At 70.5% G+C, this 21520-nt stretch carries 25 protein-coding genes, 1 tRNA gene and 1 pseudogene; 15 read left to right on the forward strand and 12 right to left on the reverse strand.

What is annotated here, in order from left to right; all coding sequences use genetic code 11:
• Positions 1-30: 30 nt before the first annotated feature.
• A complete protein-coding gene (locus ACFUPX_RS12945) occupies positions 31-483 on the forward strand; it encodes a DoxX family protein (RefSeq protein WP_383320258.1) in 453 nt (150 codons plus the stop codon).
• A gap of 121 nt (positions 484-604) precedes the next feature.
• Here the strand turns inward: ACFUPX_RS12945 and ACFUPX_RS12950 are convergent, their stop codons facing one another.
• Positions 605-1159, reverse strand: coding sequence for a superoxide dismutase family protein (locus tag ACFUPX_RS12950; protein ID WP_383320260.1), 555 nt, complete (start codon positions 1157-1159; stop codon positions 605-607).
• 251 nt (positions 1160-1410) lie between these two features.
• Here ACFUPX_RS12950 and ACFUPX_RS12955 point away from each other — a divergent pair, with 251 nt between their 5' ends.
• Positions 1411-2088 carry a DedA family protein gene (locus ACFUPX_RS12955; protein ID WP_383320327.1) on the forward strand — a complete coding sequence of 226 codons (678 nt, stop codon included), beginning with the start codon at positions 1411-1413 and terminating at the stop codon, positions 2086-2088.
• On the opposite strand, the gene ACFUPX_RS12960 is transcribed toward ACFUPX_RS12955, so the two are convergent.
• The gene (locus tag ACFUPX_RS12960; RefSeq protein ID WP_383320262.1) at positions 2085-2354 is read right to left on the reverse strand and encodes a DUF2277 domain-containing protein; all 270 of its coding nucleotides are present in this window, start codon (positions 2352-2354) and stop codon (positions 2085-2087) included. The genes ACFUPX_RS12955 and ACFUPX_RS12960 overlap by 4 nt on opposite strands.
• A gap of 140 nt (positions 2355-2494) precedes the next feature.
• Between ACFUPX_RS12960 and ACFUPX_RS12965 the strand changes: the two genes are divergently transcribed.
• The 5 genes from ACFUPX_RS12965 to ACFUPX_RS12985 all read left to right on the forward strand — a co-directional run bounded on the left by ACFUPX_RS12965 (position 2495) and on the right by ACFUPX_RS12985 (position 4724).
• Entirely contained in the window at positions 2495-2842 is a 348-nt protein-coding gene (locus ACFUPX_RS12965) for a hypothetical protein (protein ID WP_383320264.1), read from the forward strand.
• Between the two features lie 40 nt (positions 2843-2882).
• Complete coding sequence (locus ACFUPX_RS12970) at positions 2883-3215, forward strand: hypothetical protein (protein WP_383320266.1); 333 nt, start codon at positions 2883-2885, stop codon at positions 3213-3215.
• Positions 3216-3366: 151 nt separating this feature from the next.
• Positions 3367-3753, forward strand: coding sequence for a hypothetical protein (locus tag ACFUPX_RS12975; protein WP_383320268.1), 387 nt, complete (start codon positions 3367-3369; stop codon positions 3751-3753).
• A gap of 9 nt (positions 3754-3762) precedes the next feature.
• Positions 3763-4341: a hypothetical protein gene (locus ACFUPX_RS12980; RefSeq protein WP_383320270.1), complete on the forward strand. Its 579-nt coding sequence runs from the start codon at positions 3763-3765 to the stop codon at positions 4339-4341.
• On the forward strand, positions 4341-4724 hold the full coding sequence (locus tag ACFUPX_RS12985) for a peptidase inhibitor family I36 protein (RefSeq protein WP_383320272.1): 384 nt from the start codon (positions 4341-4343) through the stop codon (positions 4722-4724). Before ACFUPX_RS12980 ends, ACFUPX_RS12985 begins: the two co-directional genes overlap by 1 nt.
• A gap of 75 nt (positions 4725-4799) precedes the next feature.
• Here the strand turns inward: ACFUPX_RS12985 and ACFUPX_RS12990 are convergent, their stop codons facing one another.
• Positions 4800-5090 carry a hypothetical protein gene (locus ACFUPX_RS12990; protein WP_383320274.1) on the reverse strand — a complete coding sequence of 97 codons (291 nt, stop codon included), beginning with the start codon at positions 5088-5090 and terminating at the stop codon, positions 4800-4802.
• Positions 5091-5452: 362 nt separating this feature from the next.
• Between ACFUPX_RS12990 and ACFUPX_RS12995 the strand changes: the two genes are divergently transcribed.
• Positions 5453-5959: a two-component system response regulator gene (locus tag ACFUPX_RS12995; protein WP_383320276.1), complete on the forward strand. Its 507-nt coding sequence runs from the start codon at positions 5453-5455 to the stop codon at positions 5957-5959.
• A 354-nt stretch (positions 5960-6313) separates the two neighbouring features.
• Positions 6314-6820, forward strand: coding sequence for a hypothetical protein (locus ACFUPX_RS13000; protein WP_383320278.1), 507 nt, complete (start codon positions 6314-6316; stop codon positions 6818-6820).
• Here ACFUPX_RS13000 and ACFUPX_RS13005 read toward each other — a convergent pair.
• A pseudogene (locus tag ACFUPX_RS13005) lies at positions 6802-7125 on the reverse strand (hypothetical protein); the annotation flags it as partial. The gene ACFUPX_RS13000 and the pseudogene ACFUPX_RS13005 overlap by 19 nt on opposite strands.
• Before the next feature lie 258 nt (positions 7126-7383).
• A tRNA-Val gene (locus tag ACFUPX_RS13010) sits at positions 7384-7458 on the reverse strand.
• Positions 7459-7676: 218 nt separating this feature from the next.
• Between ACFUPX_RS13010 and ACFUPX_RS13015 the strand changes: the two genes are divergently transcribed.
• The 5 genes from ACFUPX_RS13015 to ACFUPX_RS13035 all read left to right on the forward strand — a co-directional run bounded on the left by ACFUPX_RS13015 (position 7677) and on the right by ACFUPX_RS13035 (position 12516).
• The gene (locus ACFUPX_RS13015) at positions 7677-8516 is read left to right on the forward strand and encodes a DUF4097 family beta strand repeat-containing protein (protein WP_383320280.1); all 840 of its coding nucleotides are present in this window, start codon (positions 7677-7679) and stop codon (positions 8514-8516) included.
• 77 nt (positions 8517-8593) lie between these two features.
• Entirely contained in the window at positions 8594-10069 is a 1476-nt protein-coding gene (locus tag ACFUPX_RS13020; protein ID WP_383320282.1) for a hypothetical protein, read from the forward strand.
• A gap of 165 nt (positions 10070-10234) precedes the next feature.
• Positions 10235-10828 carry a DUF4383 domain-containing protein gene (locus ACFUPX_RS13025; RefSeq protein WP_383320284.1) on the forward strand — a complete coding sequence of 198 codons (594 nt, stop codon included), beginning with the start codon at positions 10235-10237 and terminating at the stop codon, positions 10826-10828.
• 24 nt (positions 10829-10852) lie between these two features.
• Positions 10853-11539 (forward strand): bifunctional 4-hydroxy-2-oxoglutarate aldolase/2-dehydro-3-deoxy-phosphogluconate aldolase, encoded by a 687-nt coding sequence (locus ACFUPX_RS13030; protein ID WP_383320286.1) that lies wholly within the window; start codon positions 10853-10855, stop codon positions 11537-11539.
• Positions 11536-12516 (forward strand): sugar kinase, encoded by a 981-nt coding sequence (locus ACFUPX_RS13035; protein ID WP_383320288.1) that lies wholly within the window; start codon positions 11536-11538, stop codon positions 12514-12516. The genes ACFUPX_RS13030 and ACFUPX_RS13035 overlap by 4 nt, the downstream gene beginning before the upstream one ends.
• 144 nt (positions 12517-12660) lie before the next feature.
• Here ACFUPX_RS13035 and ACFUPX_RS13040 read toward each other — a convergent pair whose 3' ends face one another.
• From ACFUPX_RS13040 to ACFUPX_RS13055, 4 genes are all read right to left on the reverse strand, one after another.
• A complete protein-coding gene (locus ACFUPX_RS13040) occupies positions 12661-12885 on the reverse strand; it encodes a zinc ribbon domain-containing protein (RefSeq protein ID WP_383320290.1) in 225 nt (74 codons plus the stop codon).
• A gap of 149 nt (positions 12886-13034) precedes the next feature.
• Positions 13035-13874: an HAD family hydrolase gene (locus tag ACFUPX_RS13045; RefSeq protein WP_383320292.1), complete on the reverse strand. Its 840-nt coding sequence runs from the start codon at positions 13872-13874 to the stop codon at positions 13035-13037.
• Positions 13871-16384, reverse strand: a complete 2514-nt coding sequence (locus tag ACFUPX_RS13050) for a phosphoribosyltransferase (protein WP_383320294.1) — start codon at positions 16382-16384, stop codon at positions 13871-13873. The genes ACFUPX_RS13045 and ACFUPX_RS13050 overlap by 4 nt, the downstream gene beginning before the upstream one ends.
• A gap of 86 nt (positions 16385-16470) precedes the next feature.
• Positions 16471-17646, reverse strand: a complete 1176-nt coding sequence (locus ACFUPX_RS13055; RefSeq protein ID WP_383320296.1) for an HpcH/HpaI aldolase/citrate lyase family protein — start codon at positions 17644-17646, stop codon at positions 16471-16473.
• A gap of 181 nt (positions 17647-17827) precedes the next feature.
• On the opposite strand from ACFUPX_RS13055, the gene ACFUPX_RS13060 reads away from it, so the two are divergent.
• Entirely contained in the window at positions 17828-18715 is an 888-nt protein-coding gene (locus tag ACFUPX_RS13060; RefSeq protein ID WP_383320298.1) for a TerD family protein, read from the forward strand.
• A 14-nt stretch (positions 18716-18729) separates the two neighbouring features.
• Here ACFUPX_RS13060 and ACFUPX_RS13065 read toward each other — a convergent pair whose 3' ends face one another.
• The 3 genes from ACFUPX_RS13065 to ACFUPX_RS13075 all read right to left on the reverse strand — a co-directional run bounded on the left by ACFUPX_RS13065 (position 18730) and on the right by ACFUPX_RS13075 (position 21410).
• The gene (locus tag ACFUPX_RS13065) at positions 18730-19473 is read right to left on the reverse strand and encodes a Tellurium resistance (RefSeq protein ID WP_383320329.1); all 744 of its coding nucleotides are present in this window, start codon (positions 19471-19473) and stop codon (positions 18730-18732) included.
• A gap of 148 nt (positions 19474-19621) precedes the next feature.
• Positions 19622-20770: a DUF475 domain-containing protein gene (locus ACFUPX_RS13070; protein WP_383320300.1), complete on the reverse strand. Its 1149-nt coding sequence runs from the start codon at positions 20768-20770 to the stop codon at positions 19622-19624.
• A 64-nt stretch (positions 20771-20834) separates the two neighbouring features.
• A complete protein-coding gene (locus tag ACFUPX_RS13075) occupies positions 20835-21410 on the reverse strand; it encodes a TerD family protein (protein WP_190081128.1) in 576 nt (191 codons plus the stop codon).
• Positions 21411-21520: the final 110 nt, after the last annotated feature.

Below are 21520 nucleotides of genomic sequence, written 5' to 3' on the forward strand. Positions count from 1 at the left end.
CCGTCCCCGAAAAACCGAAGGAGACCCCCCATGACTGGACGTCTCGACAACGCCCAGCCCTACGCCCTCGGGCTTTTCCGCATAGTCGTCGGCCTGCTCTTCGCCTGCCACGGCGCCGCCTCGCTCTTCGGCGTGCTCGGCGGCGCGATGGGCGGCGGCACGGTCGACGCCGGCACCTGGCCCGGCTGGTACGCGGCCGTCATCCAGCTGGTCGGCGGCGGCCTGGTCGCCCTCGGCCTCGGCACCCGCGCCGCGGCGTTCATCTCGTCGGGCTCGATGGCGTACGCCTACTTCAAGGTGCACCAGCCGGAGGCCCTGTGGCCGATGGAGAACGGCGGAGAGGCCTCCGCGATCTTCTGCTGGGCCATGCTCCTGCTCGTCTTCACCGGCTCGGGCGCGCTCGGCCTCGACCGCCTCTTCGCCTCGCGCGGTGCGCGCGACGACGAGGAGGCGGCGTCGGAGCGGACGCCGGTGGCCGCCTGACGCGTGCAGCTTGCACGCTTGCACGCTTGCACGCTTGCACGCTTGCACGCTCTTGTGACGGCGCCTGCTTCCCCGTACGTGTACGGGGAAGCAGGCGCCGTCACGTTTGCGCGCGAGCCCTTCAGCCGACCGGAGCGAACGGCACCGTGAAGCACGCCAACCGGTCCCCCGCGCCGCCCTGTTCGCGGTGCAGCACCACCGATCCGGCCCCGCCCGTACGGAACTCCCAGCCGTGGCGGGCGCTCGCCTCGCCCGAGCCGTCCCCGCCAGCGGTGAAGTCCAGCCATACCTCGTTCCGGGCGTTGACGTAGGCCGGGTTCTCCGATGGCTGCTCCGGGTCCACGTGGTGCTGGTAGTGCCCGCCCGCCGCGGCCGGATCGGCCCCGCACGGCTTCTGGTGCACGTGCACGCCGTACGCGTGACCCGGTTTCATGCCCTTCACCCGGACCGTGACCGCCATGTCGCCCGGCCCGCCGCGCTGCTCGACCTCGATCGAGGAACCGGCGGGGACGAGCTTCGTGTCGTACGTGATCGCCGACGAGGGGATGAAGGCCGTGGGCGGCGAGAACCGCGCCCCGACCCGCATCTCGTAACACGGCGCGTCCGCCCCGACCGCGCCACCGCCCGCCGCGAGCACCGCCGTCGCCACGGCCCCGGCGAGCATTCCTGCCACCATCGCCCCGCTCCTTCCGTACTGTCCGTCCGATGGTCCGATGTCTCTGTTCGTACGGGACATCGGCGTCGTACGCCCCATCTGGAGCGGCAGCCGGGTGAACGTGATGTAGCGAACATATGAGCCCCCCGTGGATCTGCGGCGAAGAGCGCGGCGTACGCTGTACAGCTGTCACCAAGCCGCCCCTGCCGCTCCCCCGCGACGTCGCGGCAGTCAAGTCGTCGGCCGGGGAGTTACGGGGAATTTCGGTGCAGATGAGTCTGGGCGCGCTGACCAGCAGCCCATGGATCTACGCGGCAGTGGCACTTTCGGTGCTCTTCGACATCGTCCTGCCCGTACTGCCGAGCGGTGTTCTCGTCATCACGGCGGCCACCGCGGCGGCCGCGGCAGGCACGGCGGGCGCGGGAAGCGTCGCGCACGAGGTCCCCGACATCCTGATCCTCACGCTCTGCGCGGCCACCGCATCCGTCCTGGGCGACATGGCCGTCTACCGCCTCGCCTGGCGCGGCGGCGAGCGGCTGGACCGCGCCATCGCCCGCTCGCGCCGTCTGACCACCGCGCAGGAACGTCTCGGCGCGGCGCTCGCCCGGGGCGGCGGCGCCCTGGTCGTCATCGCCCGCTTCGCCCCCGCGGGCCGCTCGATCGTCTCGCTCGCCGCGGGCGCGGCCCACCGCAAGGTGCGCGAGTTCCTGCCCTGGTCGGCCCTGGCGGGCGTGGCCTGGGCCGGTTACAGCGTGGCGCTCGGCTACTTCGGCGGGCAGTGGCTCGGCGCGTCATGGCTGGCCACCGGCGTCTCCCTGCTCGCGCTGTTCGCGGCGGGGGCGGGCGCGGCGTTCCTGGTGCGGCGGCCCGGGGCGGCGTCGACCGCGGCCTCCGCGGCTGCGGCTTCCGCTGCGGCTCCTGCTCCTCCTGCGGCTGCGGCTGCGAGCTAGGCGGCCGGGGCTTTCCCGGCCGTCTGTTCGTCCACCTGCTCGGCCGTCCGCGGCTTGGCCCCGCGTACCTCGATCCCGGCGAGCAGTTCGGCGGTGGCTTCGGCGACCGCTTCCACGGCTCGGTCGAAGACCTCGCGGTTGTGGGCGGCCGGGGCGCGGAATCCCGAGACCTTGCGCACGTACTGGAGCGCGGCGGCCCGGATCTCCTCCTCGGTGGCGTCCTCGGGGATGGCGGGCGGACGGAGCGTCTTGATGCTGCGGCACATGCTTCCAGCTTGCCGCGTATGAGGCTCGGGCGTGAAGTCGTCACGTCCTCGCGATGCTTTTGGTGCTCTGGATGCTCTGGATGCTCTGGATGCTCTGGATGCCCTCGCACTCGAAATTCGAACAGGAGTACCATTACCGGGTGCCTGCAACCCCTGCATACGACTTCCCCGACGACCTCCTCGCGGGTCAGGAGGAACTGCACCAGGTCCGGGCCGAACTCCTGGCCCTGCTGAAGCGGCTCCCCTGGTCCGTCACGCCCCTGGACGGCTTCAGCGACGACCACGGCTGGCGGAAAGTGGAGCGGCCCGCCTCCCCCGGCTGGACCCCGGACGAACAAGCGGAGGTGGAGAAACTCCGCTCGCGGGAGCGGGAGTTGGCCGTGTTCGTCACCTGTCATCGCTTCTGGGAGGAAGTGGCGGGCCCGGACGCCGTGGCGGCCCGCGCACGGCTCAAACACATCCATGGGAAAGCCATTGACACCGAGTGACGGCGGGCGTTGACTCCAGCTACGCCAAGGAGGTGCCGCCATGAGTGTTCTATTGGTCGTCCTGCTCCTTGCACTGATCGGCCTGGGTTTCAGCCAACCCCTTCTGTGGCTGGCCGCAGCGGCGCTCATCTTCTTCATGGTCCAGCAGTACGACCGCGGGGGCTCGGAGAAGAGCAGCGGAAGCGGAAGCGGTGCGGCGGGTTCCGGAGCGGGCGGAAACGCGGGTGCAGGCAGCGGTGCGGGCGGCGGAGGCGGTGGCGGAGGTGCTGGGGGCGGATTCCCCAAGACCTACCGCGACTACCGCATCCGCAAGGAACGCCAGGAGCGATGGGACCGCAGGTACAAGCGCACGCACCCGGGATCGGGCCGCTGAGCCGGGCCGTCGCATTGGCGCTTGCTGTCGCAGTCGGAACTGCCCGCCGGTACGACTAGTAATCATTCCGGGTGACGAGGCGCTTACCTGCGTAAACGCTGGGGATTGAGGTCATGCACAACGCATCGACCACCCCGGGGAGCCCACGCGCATGCGCTTCAGAACCGCCGCAGTCACCGCCGCTTTCGCGGCCCTTTTGACCGCCGTCGCCCCCTCGGCCACCGCCGGGCCCCACACCACCGCGCCACGCGCCGCGGCGGCCCCCGGCCAGGTCTGCTTCTGGTCCGAGCCCGGGATGATGGGCCACGCCTGGTGCTACGGCCCGCCCGGCTACGCGGAGGCGGAGAACGGCACGCAGCGCCACGCCTACTCCTCCGAGTCACGCGTCAACGGCAGTGTGTACGCCATCAGTTACGGCCCCGGCGCCGGTTGCTTCTACCGGGAGATCCGCAAGGACGACTACGACGAGAACTGGACGGCCTGGGCCAAGAAGCTGGACGGCGTCAGCGACACGCCCATGGGCTGCGAGCAGGGCTGACGTACGCACATGCCCCATCGCTCCCGGCGGCTCCTGGCCGCACTGTTCCTCTCCCCCGCCCTGCTCCTGAGCGCGTGCGCACCCGCGCCCGCACCGCGCGGACTCCCGCCGGACGACATCATCAGGGCGGCCCAACAGCAGCTGACGGACGCCTGCTTGAAGAAGCGGGGCCTGACGCCACCGCGCCCGCACGAAAGCACCGGCGACACCAACAGCACCGACAGCACCAATAACGGCGACGCCAAGCCGACCCGCGCGGCCCAAGAACGCACGGCGGCAGCCCTGTTCGGCACCGGCCGCACGGAACTCTCCCTCGAACTCCCCTCCGGCTACACCGTGCGTGCCCACACCGACGGCTGCCTCGCCGCGGCCCAGCGCACGCTCTACGGCGACCAGAGGCGCTGGTTCCAGGTCTCGACGATCGCCAACAACCTCAAGCCGGAGGCCGCGTACCGCCACCGCACCCTGGCGTCGGTCCGCGCCGAGCACCGCGAGGAACTGGCCGACTGGCGAACCCTGCGCGCCCGCGCCCTGCACCAGGCCAAGAACCGACTCAGCGCCCACCAAGGGAAAGACAGGCACGCCTGATGACGATCAAGCACAAGACCACGGCCCTGCTCGCCGCCACGCTCCTGGCGGCCGGCACCGCGGTGACCACGTCGGCCACGGCCCAGGCGGCCTCGTGCCCGAGCGGCCAGTTCTGCGCCTGGACGGACGCGGACTTCGGCGGCCAGCGCACCAACTGGTCGGGCGACGACCACGACTGGGAGGACCCCATCCAGGACGCGGACTCGTCCTGGGCCAACCACGGCATCTCGGGTCCGGGCATCAAGGACCACGTCCAGGTCTACGAGAACCCGGGCCTCGTCGGCTTCGGCACGGTCTGTCTGGCCCCCGGCCAGGAGATCGCCGCCCCCAGCGGCTGGGCCAACGACAGCGGCGACTCCCACACTTGGAAGATGAAGTGCTAGCCGCCTCCTGCTAGAGCGCCCCCTGCACCCCTGTACCCCGACCGACGGGGCGCGGGGGTGCACCACTTCGGCGGATCAGCCGACCGGCTTCCCCGCGGCAAGTCCGCCGATCATCGACGCCGGCCCCTGCACCGCGTCGTCGACCCTGGCCGTGGCAGCCGCGGGGTCGGCCCTCAGCTCACCGTCGGCCGCGTCGACGTCGACGTCCCCGAGGGGTTCCTTCAGGTCCTGCGCCGCCGTCGCGGCGGAACCGAGCATCTGCGTCTCGGCACCGGCGGGCGGCTGCGGCGCGGCGAACGCGGGAGAAACGGCCCCCAGGGCGAGCCCGACACCGACCACACCGGCAGCGGCCTTGGCGATCTTCACGAGGAGAATCCCTTCCGGCAGGGCCCGACGGCAGCACGACGGTCGCGCACCCGAAGCATCCTCGAACCGGACGCCCACACAGCCCTAGCCGACCGGCCCAACTCACCTGAGTTCCCCGAGGTTCTGAACGATCACCCGATCGACGGAGCAGCCGCCCCGGACCGGATCAGTGACACTCCGTGACCAGACGTGTCACAAAACGGGCGCGCCCTCTGGCTTTTGGGCGGGAGAGGGCGCACTTTCCGGGGTTGCTGGTGCTCGTGATCCTACTGTCATGAACATAGGTCTCGTCTGTGCTGTGACGACCATGCTCTTCAACTCCGCTTTGGCATAGCGTGGTTACGGAGAGAGGGGGCACGTCCATGCCGACCAAATCCGTGATTCTCGTCGTCGACGACCACAAGGACACCCTGTTTGCTCTGGAGAGTGCCCTTGCCCCTCTCGGCTACCCACTGCTGAGCGCCTCCAGCGGCGACGACGCGCTCAGGGTGATCCTGCGCGGGGAGGTCGGACTCATCCTGCTCGATGTGCGCATGCCGGGTGTGAGCGGTCTCGATGTCGTTCGCTACGTGCGCCATCTCGACCAGACACGTTCCATCCCCATCGTCTTACTGACGGGTTTCGACGTCAGCCGGGAGATAGCCGCCGCGGCGTTCCTGCTCGGTGTGGCCGACGTCGCGCTCAAACCCATCGATCCGCTGACCCTGCGCACCAAGGTCCGCTATCTCTTCGACACGTACGAACAGCTGAAATCCATGCGGCACGAGATCGACGACCTCCGGGCCCAGCTGAAGGCCGGCACGACCGAGCCGACGAACGACAGCCACTCCACCCCACGGCGCGTGCCGAGCCCCCAAGTCGAATCATGACGAAGAAACGAGCAGGCTCTCACCCGCTACTTGCCTTCTGTGGGCGCGGACTCTCCGAATGTGGCTTCGAGAGAGTGGTCAGCTCGGTGAACTGAGCTGGCCCTTGGCTCAGCCAATCCGATACACCGCGATCAAGCTGCGCGGAGGGCTGGTGCTGTACTGGTTCAGTAGCTGCGTCAGTTCGCCCTACAAGCAGCCAGTCGCCGCTTCCCCTGGTGTTCGGGGCCAGCTTTCCGTCGTTGCCGAAGACCTGCTCCGCCGCCTCATCCCATCACTCTCTTCGCTGCTCCTGGAAGCACCATTGCAGCTCTCTTTCCATGCCACGGCATCAGGGCAAAGGCGTACCGGGACACCGTGTGGCTCGCGGCCGGCTTCGGCGAGTCATGCAGGGACGGCGAGGAACCGCAGGATGTGATCGCGGCCGTCGCCACCGGGGACCTCTCCTCCTGGACCACCGATCCGACCAAAAACTACATCGTCTGGCCGAAGGCCCGCATCCGCGACGGTGGCGCCCGAGTGGACTTCGTCGATCGCAGCACGCTGAGAACCTCCACGCTGACCTGGCGCAAAGGCTCCGGATTCGCCGGGGTGGCCACGAAGTACAAGCCCATCCACCCCTGGTTCGTGGGCCGGTGGCGAGCCACGGACGGCAGCCAGCAGCTGACCCTCCACCAGGTCGAGTCGGGCAGACGCGCACGCGTGGTCATCGAGTCCCGCACCGGCCCGCGATGCAAGGGCAGCGCCGTTGTCTCCGGCGACGACCCGCACAGCCTGTCCATCATGGGCAACTTCAAGCTCGATCAGGGCCACGGGAGCGGCAACCACCCGAAGACCGTCCTTACCTATGAGCGGGCGGGCTGACGTACGACTGCGCATGAGGGGCGGCGGGCGAGTCGGACGGACGCCGGAAGAGCCCCGCGGGCGATGCCCCTCACGGGTATCCGGTTGCGTGAGCCGTCCAGGTCGGTGAAGCCGTACTCCTGGGCGAGTTGGCCGCTGGAGAGCGACTGGCCGTTGCGGCGTGCGATGTCGCTGTCGCCGGTCAGCGCCGCGACCGCGCGTCCGACGTATGCCGGGCTCTCCGAGATGCAGAAGTGCGGGACGTCGGCCAGCACGTCGCGCCAATTGTTCTCGGTGACGCCGAAGTTGTCGAGCATCATCTTTGAAGGGTGTAGCACTCCCCGGGGGACGCCTGCGGTTCGGACCGTGAGGTCGTAGTCGTGCTGGTCAGAGGTGGAATACCTCGCCAGCGCCAACGTGGTCTTCCTCGCTGATGGGGTCTCTCACTGCGGGATACCTGACGGCCCTCGACCACATCTTCGCCACGGCCACCCCTTGGGCGGCACCGGTCTCCGACCATGGCCGTTGATGTCAGGCCGGGATGTCGAAGACCCCCAGCCATGATCGGCTGGGGGTCTTTGCACTGGTGGGCGCGGACGGTTTCGAACCGCCGACATCTGCCTTGTAAGGGCAGCGCTCTACCGCTGAGCTACGCGCCCGGGATATTTCGACAGCCTACCTTGCCTGCGGCCCCGCCCGGCAAACCCGTATCGAGGGTGGCCCGAGGTGAGGGCCGGGAGGGGGTTAACCCCACCCCTGATCCGGGAGCGCGCCGGATCCCGTGGGGGCGGGTTCGTTCGTACGGTCATGGGGCGGCTAGGGAAGCCGCAGTCGTGGCGTGGCCCATCCGCCACTCGCCGCTCAGGGGGAGATCTTCATGACCGTCCGTTCCGTTCGTCGTCGTAGCGACGGGCACACCACCCGCAGCACTCGCACCACCCGCCGCGCCCGCGTCCTCGCCGCCGCGAGTGGCGCCGTCGCCGTCGCGCTTCTCGCCGGTGCCTGCGGGGCCAGCGCCGATGACGACTCCGACCCGGAGCGGCGGACCTTCGCCCTGGAGGGGAAGACCCTGACCGTCGACTCCGACGATTCCGCGCTGGAGTTCGTCACCGGCGGCTCCGACGACAGCAAGGTCGAGGTGACCCGGTGGTTCGACGGTTCCACCGCGCTCGGTGACAGCCCCAAGGTGACCTGGGCGATGGACGGGGACCGGCTGACCCTGCGCGTGAAGTGCTCCGGTGTCTTCGCCGACTGCTCGGCCAAGCACCGCATCGAGGTGCCTCGCGGGGTGGCCCTGAAGGTGGAGAACGAAGACGGGCACGTGAGCGCCGACGGGCTGCGCGAACCGCTCTCCATCCGTACCGAGGACGGCTCCGTCAAGGTCAGGGACGTCACGGGGCCGCTGACGCTGGACAGCGTCGACGGGGCGGTCGACGCGACCGGCGTCCGGTCGCCGCGCGTCCGCGCCACCTCCAAGGACGGCGCCGTGCGGCTGACGCTGGCCTCCGTGCCCGATCGCGTAGAGGCGCGCAGCACGGACGGCGCCGTCACCATCGAGGTGCCGGGGAAGAACGGCGGCCGCGACGTCTCGTACGACGTGGCGACCAGGACCGCCGACGGGGCCGTGGATGTTTCCGTTCCCCGCGACAGTGGTAGTCCGCACCTGGTGTCCGCCCGCAGCGAAGACGGCAAAGTCACGGTGCGCAGCGCGAACTAACCGGCCCGTGTGTTCGTCATTAACCGGTGGGAGAATGTGACACCGGGCAAGGCGGACGACAGCACGGGAGAGGGATAGTGACGGCGACACCTTCGCAGCCGTACACACCGGACACGTCGAGCAAACCAGTCATGCCGGACGAGGATGTACGTCGCTGCGGGAGCGTGCGGCCGCACCCTCGCCCCGGCGACCCTCCCGGCCGCCGTCAGGGCGGACGGGACCGACGGCACAGCCCGCTGCGCGACGCCGTGACGCTCGCCCTCCTGCCCCTCCCCCTCCTCGCCCTCGTCCTCCCCGCCGCCTTCGCGGGCGGCGGCACCCGGCGGTGGTTCGGCGGGCGCGGGGAGAGCGTGCGGGCCGATGCCCAGGCCGCCAAGGACGCGGCGGCCGCCGCCTTCTACGAACTGGACACCGCCCAGCGGGATCTGCGGATCTCCATCGAGACCATCGTCGCCGTCGACTCCACGCCCGCCGCGCAGCGGGCCGTCTCGGACTTCGACGCCATCGGGCGGCGCATCGACGAGGCCAGCCGTCAGTACATCAGCGCCGTCGACGCGCACGACCTCGACCGCGACGACCTCGACACCTCCGTCGCCGCCCGCGCGCGCACCGAGCTCACCGAGGCCAAGGGAGAGCTGGACAAGGCCAAGCAGGACCTGGACCGGTTCCAGCAGGGGCTCGGACCGCTGCTCGACAAGGCCGAGACGCAGCTCGCCCGCCTCGCCCCGGCCGTCGAGCGCGCCCGGCAGACCCTCCTGGCCGCCAGCAACGCCTTGGACGCCGTCCGCGGGGCCGGGCTCAAGGCCGATGATCTGGCCGCCCGCCTCGCCGCCCTCGGGCCCGAGCTGACCAAGCTCAATCAGGGCGCGGGCCAGCACGGCGTCCCGGAGACGCTGCAGCGCGCCGACCGCGTCCTGCGGGACGCGGAAGCCGTGCGCGCCGAGGCCGAGCGGCTGCCCGAGCGGGCCGCCGAGATAGACCGCCGTCTCGTGTCGCTGCGTACGCGCGCCCAGGCGCTGACCACCCGCAGCGGCCAGGTCGACCCCGTCCTCAGCGAGTTGCGGCGGCGGTTCACGGCCGCCTGCTGGCAGGACCTCCAGCGCGTCCCCGACCAGGCCGCGGAGAACGTACGGCAGGCGGAGACCAAGCTCAAGGAGGCCAAGCAGGCGCGCGAAGAACAGCGCTGGCCGGACGCCACCTCCCTGCTGTCGACGGTCCGCGCCCTGCTGAACTCGACGGACGAGGCGGTCTCGGCGGCCGGCGACCGGCTCCAGCGACTCAACGCGGTGGCGAAGGACCCCCAGCACGAGATCGAGCGCACCCGCTTCGCGATCCGGGACGCCCAGCGCCTGGCCATGGCGGGGCGCCAGACCCCGGAGCAGCGACACGCCCGCCCGCTCGACGAGTCCGTCGCCCGCCTTGACCGCGCGGTGGCTTCCCTGGAGGGGCGCCACCCGGACTACTGGCACTTCCTGACCGAGACCGAGGCCGTGCGGCAGACGGTGTCGCGCGTGGTCACGCAGATCCGGGAGGAGCGGGGCCAGGGGGCCTAGAGCCGCGTCTGCTGGCGGTTCGCGGCCCGCGGGCGGATCCTTGAGTTACGTACGCCGACGTCACCGTACGAAGCATGCACGCGTACACACGTACGAAATGCACGTACGCACGCACGCACCGGCAACGTACAGAAGCGGTCTCCGCGCGCATCAAGGGAGGCGGACATGGCCACGCATGTACTTCACCCAGGGGCGAAGGGGCCCAGGCGGCGCGTCACGCTGAACGAACATCTGCCCGTCGACCACCGTCTCAGCACGATCTACCGCGTTGGCGCGGGCCTCATGGGGCTCGTCCTGCTCGCCTTCGGCATCCTCGGCCTGATCGACAAGGTCGGCTTCTTCGACACCGGGGGCGACACCGTCGCCGGTCTGAACACGAACGGCGCGCTCAGCGTCCTGTCGATCTGCGTCGGACTGCTCCTGTTCGTCGGCATGGTGATCGGCGGCAACTTCGCGTCGACGCTCAACATGGTCCTGGGCTGCGCCTTCATCCTCAGCGGCTTCGTGAACCTGGCCATCCTGGACACCGGCCTCAACTTCCTGGCCTTCCACATCCCGAACGTCCTGTTCAGCTTCGTGGTGGGTGTTCTGCTGATGATCTTCGGGATGTACGGGAGGGTCGGCTCGGCCCTGCCGCACGACAACCCCTACTGGCGGGCGCGCCACCCCGAGCACGAGCAGGTGCGGCACGCCGGGCACGGGCGGGGACGCGGGGCGCGCCGCCCGGTGCGGGCCCACGACCCTGAACAGGCACGCTGAACGCCCTGTGCGAGCCTTGGGGGCATGTCGGACCCCACCACACCCCCCGCATCGGCCTCAGCGCCCGCCACCGCCCTCACCACAGCCTTCAGCGCGGCCCTGCGGGCCCGGCGTCTGGTCGCCATCGTGCGCGGCACGGACGCGGAGGCGTCCTTCCGGACCGTCATGACGCTCGTGGAGTCGGGTGTCCCGCTCGTCGAGGTCTCCCTCAGCGGCGCCGACGCGCTGGGCGTCCTGCGCCGGGCGCGTGCCGAGCTGGGCGGCGAGGCCTGGCTGGGCGCGGGCACGGTCCTCACCACGGACGACGCGCGGCGAGCCGCGGACGCGGGTGCCAACCTCATCGTGACGCCGGGCCTCGGCGCCGGTGTCGACGAAGCCCTGCGGCGTGAACTGCCCGTCGCCGCCGGGGTGTTGACCCCCACCGACGTGATCGCGGCGAGCGCCGCCGGAGTGACCGCGCTGAAGATCTTCCCCGCATCGGCGATGGGCGGCCCCGCCTACCTCAAGGCGCTGCGGGCCCCCTTCCCCGATCTGCCCTTCGTGCCGGTGGGCGGCGTGGACGCGGCAGCCGCCGAGGAGTATCTGGCGCTCGGCGCGGTCGCCGTGGGCGTCGGCTCGCCGCTCATCGGGGACGCGGCGGACGGCGGGGACCTGGACGCGCTGCGGGGGCGCGCCGCGGAGTTCGTGGCGGTCGCGGGAGCCGGTCGATGAGCGGCATCGACGACACGACCGGTGACGTCCTCACGCTGGGCGAGAGCATGGTCGCCCTGCGCGGCAGCGGCCCGCTCAAGCTGGGCGGTTCGATGGACGTGTCCGTCGCGGGCGCCGAGTCGAACGTGGCCATCGGCCTCGCGCGGCTGGGCCACGCGGTCCGCTGGGCGGGCGCCGTCGGCGACGACGAGGCGGGCGAGCTTGTCCTTCGCACGCTGCGCGCCGAGGGGGTCGACGTCGGCGGTGCGACCCGCGACCCGGACGCGCCCACGGGTCTCATCCTCTTCGAACCCAGGCTGCCGGAGGTGACCCGCGTGCACTACTACCGTGCGGGTTCCGCCGGTTCACGCCTCACGGCGGCCTCGGTGGAGCGCGCCTTCACCGCTCCCGGCGCACCCCGCGTCCTGCACCTCACCGGCATCACGCCGGCCCTGGGCCCCTCCGCCCTCGACGCGTGCCGCCGCGCCCTCGAACTGGCCCGGGAGCACGGCACGACGGTCTGCCTCGACGTCAACTTCCGCTCACGGCTGTGGAGCGACGAGGAGTCCGCCACGGTCATGCGCTCCTGGATTCCGTACGTCGATGTCCTCATCGCGTCGGACGACGAACTGCCGCTGTGCGTACCGGACATGACGGCCGCCGGTAAGCCCTCGGCCCTGGCCGATTCGCTGCGCGCGCAGGGTGTCCGCGAGGTCGTGGTGAAGCTCGGCGCCGACGGGGCCACCGCGTACACCGCCGATGGCGAACTGCACGCTCCCGCACGCCCGGTGCGGGCGGTGGACGCCGTGGGCGCGGGGGACGCGTTCGTCGCCGGGTATCTGTCGGCGCTGCTCGACGGGGACGACGTGGCGGGGCGCCTGGACCGGGCCGTGACCACGGGCGCCTTCGCCGTGGCGTCGCACGGGGACTGGGAAGGGGCGCCCACGCGGGCCGAGCTCGGGCTGCTTGGAGCGGGGCCCGGGACCGTGGTGCGGTAGCACCGCGACGGGCGTGCGGTGTTGAGGCCGCGGGCCCGGCGGGCCGGTGGGGGGGCGATGGCTGGGGGGCTGAGGGCTGGGGGCCTGATCGTGCCGGTCCCCCACACCCCTTATGCGCAGCTCCGCGCGCCCCTTACGGGTGCTTCAGCCGCAGCAGCCTCCGCCGCAGCAGCCCCCTCCACCGCCTCCGCCGCCTCCGCCGCGCGGGGCGGGCGCCGAGGACGAGCCCCCGACGGCCACCGTCGACAGCAGCTTCACCGAGTCCTCGTGCCCGGAGGGGCAGGCCGCGGGGGCGGCGGACTCGGCCATCGGGCGGCTCAGCTCAAAGGTGTCGCCACAGGAGCGGCAGCGGTACTCGTATCGGGGCATGGGCCAAGGCTAGCGGCAGCGGACCGATCAGCGGCAGCAGAGGGCGAGGCGACGGCGGCGGACAGAGGCCAGCAGTCAAAGGCTGCCTGCGGTCAGCGGCCAGAGACCGCCTCGGTCAGCGGCTGCCTGCGGTCAAAGGCTGCCTCCGGTCAGACGCCTGCCGAAGTAGCGCCGCCCGACCCGTGGCGCAGGAACTCCCGCAGAATCTCCTCCCCCGCCGCGACACCCCGCTCCGGCAGCACCGTGAGCCCCGGCGCCGTCCACCCCGTATCGGCGAGCTCGCCGTGCCCCGGCCGCCACGAGCGGTCGGCGGCGAGCAGCAGATCGGCGTCGAGGAGCGAGTCACCGGCGGCGAGGATCTCGTCCGCGTCGATACGGCGGGCCACCTCGCGCACCGCCGCGCTCTTGGTCAGCGGCTTCGGCACGGCGTAGAGCTTGCGGCCCTGGAGCGAGACGGTCCAGCCGCGGCCCTGCGCCCACACGGCGAGTTCCTTGACCCACTCCTCCGGCAACAGGGCACGCTCGACGACCAGATAGGCGAAGAGATCCTCGGCCACCCGCTCCTTCAGGAGCCAGGCCGGGTCGGCGGTGCGCACCATGTGCGCGCGGACCTCGTCGAGCGAGGCGCACTCGGCGGCCAGGCGCCGGTCGACGCCTGCCCGCCACTCGGGGTCGGAGACGCCGTCGACGAGCAGGTGGCCGCCGTTGGCGCAGATCGCGAACTGCGGTGCGGGGCCCGGCAGATGGATGCGGCCGTACTGCTCGCGCGTACGCGTGGTCGTCGGGACGAAGACCGTGGCGCGGCCCACCTCGTCGAGCAGCCGCGCGGCGGTCTCGGTGACGTACGACAGCGGCTTGCTCTCGTACACCTCGACGCAGAGCAGGCGCGGCGCCTCGGCGTCGGGCATGGTCAGGCCGAGGGCGGCGGTGGAGTAGATGAGGGTGCGGTCGAGGTCACTTGCGACCAACACCGTTCGCGGTGCGCTCACTTGGAGGTCACCGCCTTGCCGTCCGTGCCGGTGGCTCCGCGCGTGAACTGAGGGTGGATCAGCCCAACGCAGGTATAAGGGAGTTCGTCCACTTCCTCGACCGGCACGCCACGCTGCTCGGCCAGGAGCCGTACGTGGTCGAGGTCGGCCCCCGCCCCCGCACGCGCCAGGATCTTCCAGGGGACGCGCCGAAGCAGCACGCGCGTCGTCTCGCCGACGCCCGGCTTGACCAGGTTCACGTCGTGGATGCCGTACTCCTCGCTGATCCGCTCCACGGCGGCCCAGCCCTCCCAGGTCGGCGCCCGGTCGGCCGCGAGCAGCTCCTTGGCCTGGGCGTCGACGGCGTCGGCCACCTCGTCGAAGCGGGCCGCGATGGCGTCGAGGAAGTCCAGGGAGAGGTCGCCGTCGGCGAGCTCGCGGTAGAACTTGGCGCCGTGGAAGTCGTCGGGCCCGACCAGGTCCGCGCGCAGCACGGTGCGCGATATCAGGCCGGAGACCGTCGAGTTGAGGCAGGCCGAGGGGATCAGGAAGTCCTCGCGGGTGCCGTAGGTGCGGACGCAGGAGCCGGGGTCGGCGAGCACGGCGATCTCCGGATTGAAGCCGGTGGGCCCGCCGGACTCCTCGAACTCCCTTACGGCGTCGGCGAGTTCACGCGTGATGGCCCCCTTTCCCGTCCAGCCGTCGACGAAGACGACGTCGGCCGTGTCGTGGTGGGCGGCGAGCCAGCGCAGCGCGTTGGCGTCGATGCCCCGGCCGCGCACGATCGACACGGCGTAGTGCGGCAGGTCCAGGCCGTGCCGGTGCTGGGCCCAGCGGCGCATCAGTACGCCCACGGGCGTGCCCGCGCGGGCCAGCGAGACGAGGACGGGGCGCGGCGACCGCTCGGCGAGCACGGTCTCGGTGACGGTGCCGACGGCCTGCGCGATGCGGGCCGCGGAGGTGCCGAGGGCCGCGCGGAACAGGTCTTGGTACTGCGGGCTCGGCTGGTACTCGACCGGAAGCGATTCGGCGTAGTGCGCGCCACCGCTCTGTATCGCCTCCTCGCGCTCCTCGGTGGGCGCCTCGAGCCGCACGTCGGAGAGGTCCTGGAGCAGCCAGCCGACGTCTTCGGCCGCGTACGAGGAGAAGGCGGGGCCGCGGAGGGGCTCGGGCAGCATGGAGGGCCTTTCGGGGGTGAGCTCAGGGGCGCGCTCGGGGGCGCGGCCGGGAACACGCTCGGGGACGTACGAGGGCACGACCGCGAGCAGCACCTGTGCGGCATGCGCGGCGAGCTGGGCCAACAGACCGTCGGGGGCGTGGAGTTCAGGGCGGTCGCCCACGGAGTCGACCACGATGACGATGGCGTCGAAGCCGGCGCCCGCGACGTTGTACGCGTACCGCTCGCCGGGTCCGTCGGCGGGGGCGTCGTGCGCGGGGAAGACGAGGCGGCTGCGGATGGCGTAGCCGGGGTCGTCGACGGCGAGGACCGGCGAGCGGGTGGTGGTGGAGTAGCGGACCTCGGTGCCGCCGCCGAGCCTCTCCTCCAGGGCCGCTCCGAGGGCGAGCGGCGGGTACATCAGCTCTTCGAAGCCGAGTACGAGGACGCGGGCGGGGGCAAGGGCGGGGGCGGGGGCTGTGCCCTGTGCGTCCGGAAGCAGCGCCTGGGCGATCCGCTCCGCCATCCCGGGCAGCGCGGCGTCCAGCGCCGTCCGGTGCTCGGGGGTGAACCCGTGACGGCCACCGTCCGGGACGCCCGCGGGCCAGTCGAGCCCGACCCGGGCGACCGTGCCCGGCGCGCGGCGCGACTGCGGAAGAGCCGAAGCCTCGTACTCCTCGACCAGTGCCTGACCCTTCTCCAGGACGCCGTCGGGCAGGCTCACCGTGCCGGAGGCCATCGTGATCAGGTCGACCCGCGCGCCGATCTCCCGCGCGAAGTCGGCCAGGCGCCCCTGGTCCTGTGGAGTGCGCATGTCGACGAGGGCCACGATGACGTACCGCTCGCGCGGGAACAGCTCGTGCAGTGCGCGGATGGTGTTGAGGACCGTGTTCCCGGTGGAGAACTCGTCGTCGACGAGGACCAGCGGGCCGTCCCGGGTGAGCAGCCGGGGGTCCTCGGGGAGCAGCAGGTGCGAGGTCGCGTGCGAGTGGGACTCCTCGAAGCCGCCCGCCTGGCGCACGCCGTCGACCGGACGGCGCGTGGAGTGCAGGTAGGGCGCGAGGCCGATGCCGTCCGCGACGCAGTGGCCGAGGCCGGTCGCCGTCTCCGCGTACCCGAGGACGACCGCGCGCCGGGCCTCGGCGTCGCCCAGGAGCGTGCGGGCCCGGACACCGAGGTCGTGCCCGGCCGCGTACACGACGGAGGGGTGCTGCGGCACATGTTTGCCCAGGACGTTCGACACCAGGAGGTGCGCCCGCTTCGGGTTGCGGCGCAGGGCGAGGCCCAGCAGGTCGCTCAGCCCCGCGTCGCCGGCCAACTCCACGCCGAGCCGCTCGGCGACCCACGTCCCTGACCACACCACGTCGTCGTTCACAGTCCTCGCACAGTCCTTACGTCCCTTATGTTCCTTGCTCGTACGTTCTTTGTCCGCGGGCGGCCGGGGGGCCCGGCGAGCGGCGGTCAGCCGGAGAGCCCGGCGGTGAGCAGCTCCACGAAGCCGATGTCCTCGCGCGCGACGCCGAAGACCTCGGCGCGCTGGAGGGTCCGCTCCGCCCACGCGCGGTGCGGCTTCACCTCGTTCATCTTGTTCGTGTACGCCGAGCGCATGACCCCGCCACCGCCCCGCTCCGGGCGCAGGATGTCCTCGGCGTCGCTGAACTCCTCGTGGGTGACGACGGAGAGCGCGTGCACGGGCAGGACGTGCGAGGGGTGGATGCAGGTCTTGCCGAGCAGGCCGTTGGCCCGGTCGAGCTCGATCTCGCGGAGCAGCCCGTCGATGTCGTGCTCGATGAGCGCCTGCCGCAGCTCCTCCGCCCTGCCCTCCAGGAAGGGGCTCCGGCGCAGCTGCGGCTTGAACATTCTCTCCTGGACGCGGAAGTACTCCCACACGGGGCCGGTCACGGTGAAGCCCGTGCCGTCGGCCCGGCCGAGGTGGTTGACCACGTCGGCGATGACCGAGGCCACGATGTGGACGTCGTACGCCGTCATGTGCGGCGGTCTGCGCAGTCCGTACGCCGAACAGAAGTCGGTGACGCCGAGCCGCAGCGCGAGCACCCGCTCGCGGTACTTGTCGACGGTGCGGGCGATGCCCGCGAGGGTCTCCGCCCGGCTCTCCAGGTGCAGCAGCTCGGGCGATTCGAGGACGGGCATCGCGAAGAGCCGTCGGCCGCTCCTGGCCTCCGCCACGGCGAGCGACTCCAGGAAGGCGACGCCGCGCTCCTCGGTGAACTTGGGCAGGACGAATCCGGACAGCAGGCGGATGCCGGGTCCCAGGCGGTCCACCAGGTCGGCTATCTGTTCGGGTGCCCGGACACGGATGAACAGGAGCGGCGGCTCCACGCCGTCCCGCTCGGCCCGCTCGGCCAGGTCGGCGAACTGGCGGACCAGGTTCTCCTCGGCGCCGACGACCTCCGCGTCGTCGATCGAGTCCTCAAGGCAGAGCACCATCGAGATCACGCCACGCCCGGCCTGTTTGAGGATGTCGTCGGCGAGGCGGGGACGCGTGGCGGGGCTGTAGAGCGTGGCTCCCAGGGCGGCGGCGAGCAGGCGTGGGGAGGAGTCCGCGGTGAAGGCGCACGGCTCCCGATGGAAGAGACGCTGTCGCACCTCTGGAGCTATATGCCCGAAATGACGCATGATTTCCCCTGTACTCGTCGGCACGGCCCGACGTGATGTGGCCGGTAATAGTACGTAGGGACGGGTGTCAAGGGTTCCCCATGGGCATGAAATTCAGGTAACCCGGCCATGTCAGACACACCGGCCACACACCGTCACCCCCGCGTTGTCCCGCCCGGGGCCGGGAAGGCAGGATGACCGCATGACGCACGCGATGTTGAAGGGGTCGAACGTCCCGCTCGAAGCCACGGCCGTCCGCGCAGTACTGCGCTGGACCCCTGGCCAGGGCGTTCCGGACGTCGACGCGTCGGCTCTGCTGCTCGGCGCCGACGGCCGCGTGCGGTCCGACGAGGACTTCGTCTTCTACAACCAGCCGCGCCATCCGTCGGGCAAGGTCTGGCGGCTCGGCAAGAAGCGTGTCACCCAGGGTCTCGCAGAGGGCCTGACCGACACCATTCAGACGGACATGGCGGGCCTGGATCCCGCGGTCGGCCGGGTCCTGCTCGTCGCCTCCGCCGAGAACGTCGCCTTCGAGAACGTACGTGCGCTGCGGATCCTGCTGTACGACGCGGGCCTCACGGATGCCGAACCTCTGGCGTACTTCGACATCACCCCGCAGACGGGCTCCGAGACCGCCCTGATCTGCGGCGAGCTCTACCGCCGCGGCGACGTCTGGAAGTTCCGCGCCCTGGGCGAGGGCTACCGCAACGGCCTGGAGGGTCTCGCCGGCGACTTCGGCATCTCCGTGGACGAGTCCGAGGCCGTGCCCGAGCCGACGACCGAGGCCTCGCTCCCGCGGCCCTACCCGCAGCGTCAGCCCCTGCCCGCACCGGCCACGCAGGCTCCGGTCCCGCAGGTCCCTGCTCCGCAGCCCTTCCCCGCACCGGCCCCGCAGCCTTCGTACGGCTATCCTCCCGAGCCCCCGCGCCACCAGCCCGCCCCGCAGCCTTCCTACGGCTACCCACAGCACGCTCCGGCCCAGGCGGCGCCGGTCCCGCAGCCCAGTTACGGCTATCCGCAGCCCGTGGCCCCGATGCCCGACCCGAACTTCCGGCTGCCGCCCCAGGGACCGCAGTTCCTCGCACGCTGAGCGCGGGTGGCCGGTCAGGCGCCACCCACCTTCGACTTGTAGCCGCGGCCCCACTGCATCCCCCAGCCGTACAGCCGGTCGAGCTCGGCCTGGAAGCCGTACACGAACTTCACCTCGCGGCGCACGACCAGCTCGTCCTTGATGTTCTCCAGCGTGAAGATGGCGCAGGAGCGGGCCTGCGGCTGGCGCTCGTCCAGGTCGATCTCGATCCGCGGGCCGTTGCTGGGGTAGAGCGTCACCTTGGCGTGCGTGCGGTCGAAGGCCGGTGTCTGGTCGTATATGTAGGCGAAGAACAGCAGCCGCTTGATCGAATCGCGGTGGTCGAGGTTCACGTAGATCGTCTCGCCCGACGGCGAACCGAACCGGTCGTCGCCGCTGAGCTTCACGTACGGCGGGGCGTTCAGGTCCCCGAAGAAGCTGCCGAGCGGCTGTACGACGCCCTTGGTGCCCTCCACCGTCTCGTACAGGCAGCCGAGGTCGAGGTCCACGTTGACCACGCCCTGGGTGTGCGCCTGCACGACGTCCGGCTGGAACATCCTGAGGGGGTGGCGCAGCAGGCCGCCGCCCTTGGGCTTGCCGATGATGTCGGACGTACGCATCTGCCAGGAGAGGTTGACGCGGAGGTTGCCGGTGGCCGCGCCCTGTTTGTTGAGCGAGACCGTCGGGTGCCGCTTGGTGAGTTCGATGGAGTTGGTCGCGGCGCTGCCCGACTCGTAGTCCATCGAGCGCCCACGCCAAAGACCGTCCCAGAAGGACATCGCCGCCCCCAAAAAATACCGGAGCCCCATGGGCCCGTCGTGAATGCCACGGGGCGGCCAGGAGGACTCGTCCTCGATGGCCGCCCCGTTCAGAAGCGTTCCTCACTCGGCACCGGGTCACACGCGGGAGAGCGAGTCAGACCCGAAGTCACACGCCGGAAGGGACCTCGGACTTCTCGTCCGAGCCCGAGCCCTTGCCTTCGGCCCGCTCCAGCGCCTTGTTGCGGCGCACGGAGGACCAGAAGGACCAGAAGATCAGGATGACACCGACGCTGCCGGTGATGACCTCGTGGATCTCGTACTGGATGGTGACGAGCAGGATCACGGCGAGGGCGCCGATCGCGTAGTGCGCGCCGTGCTCCAGGTAGACGTAGTCGTCCAGGGTGCCCTGGCGGACCAGGTAGACCGTGAGCGAACGGACGTACATCGCGCCGATGCCCAGGCCCAGCGCCATCAGGACGATGTCGTTCGTGATGGCGAAGGCGCCGATGACGCCGTCGAAGGAGAACGACGCGTCCAGGACCTCCAGGTAGAGGAACATGAAGAACGCGGCCTTGCCGGCCATGACGACGGCAGGGACCTTCTTGCCGCTCTTCTTGGCCTCTTCCTCCTCCTCGTGCTCGCGCTCCTCCTCTTCCTCGAGTTTGTTCTCGAAGAAGCCGGAGAGGCCGCCCACGATGAGATAGGTGATGAGTCCGGCGACGCCGGAGAGAAGTACCGTCTCCGCCTTGTCCACGTGCGTGCCACCGTGCTGGTGGGCCTGGGTGGCGACGGTCATCGCGGAGATCATGAGCACGATGAGGGCGATGCAGACCGACAGCATGTCGATCTTGCCGAGCTTGGCGAGCGGACGCTCGAGCCAGCCGAGCCACTTGATGTCCCGGTCCTCGAAAATAAAGTCGAGGAAGATCATCAACAGGAACATGCCACCGAACGCGGCGATCGACGGGTGCGCGTCGGTCACCAGCTGCTGGTACTGGTCCTTGTCGTTGAGAGCAAGGCGCACAGCCTCGATCGGGCCGATCTTGGCGCTGATGGCCACGATCGCGACGGGGAACACGAGCCGCATGCCGAAGACGGCGATGAGCACACCGATGGTGAGGAAGATCTTCTGCCAGAAGGCACTCATCTTCTTCAAGATTCCGGCGTTGACCACCGCGTTGTCGAAGGACAGCGAGATCTCGAGGATGGACAGGATCGCCACGATCCCGAAACCTGTCCACCCCCCGTAGAACACCGCCGCGACCAGGCCGAGCGCGGTAACCGCGAACGACCAGCCGAAGGTTTTCAGAAGCACTGGCTACCCAATCGTGTGTGTACGGGCTCCCGTTTAGCGGTCTCCCCCGCGCCGGTCCCCGGCTTTACGAAACATTGACCCCGAAGTCTAGAGCGATGCCCCGAAGACCTGACGCGTACCCCTGCCCAACGGCACGGAACTTCCATTCGCCTCCGTAGCGGTACACCTCGCCGAAGATCATCGCGGTCTCCGTGGAGGCGTCCTCGGAGAGGTCGTAGCGGGCGAGCTCCTGATGGTCGGCTTGATTGACCACCCGGATGAAAGCGTTGCTGACCTGGCCGAACGTCTGGCCGCGGTTGTCCGCCTCATGGATCGAGACAGGGAAGACGATCTTGTCGCAGTTGGCGGGAACCTTGGAGAGATCGATCAGGAGCGACTCGTCGTCCCCGTCACCCTCACCCGTGAGGTTGTCGCCGGTGTGTTCGACGGAGCCGTCCGGGCTCTTGAGGTTGTTGTAGAACACGAACCACTCGTCGCCGATGACCCGGCCCGAGTTGCACATCAGCGCGCTGGCGTCGAGGTCGAAGGGTGCTCCGGTGGTGGAGCGCGCGTCCCAGCCGAGGCCGATCAGGACCTGTGTGAGGTTCGGTGCGGCCTTGGAGAGGGAGACATTGCCTCCCTTGGCGAGCGTGACGCCCATGATGTGGTCCTCCCCGTGGTTCGAGAGCAAGGATTCCCGGGCTCCCGTAGTGCGGGAGTGGTGTCCGGGACCAAAGAGTGGTGAGCGCGTCCGGCGCCGCACTCGTGGTG

The organism is Streptomyces sp. NPDC057302, from assembly GCF_042667685.1.
GTDB lineage: Bacteria > Actinomycetota > Actinomycetes > Streptomycetales > Streptomycetaceae > Streptomyces.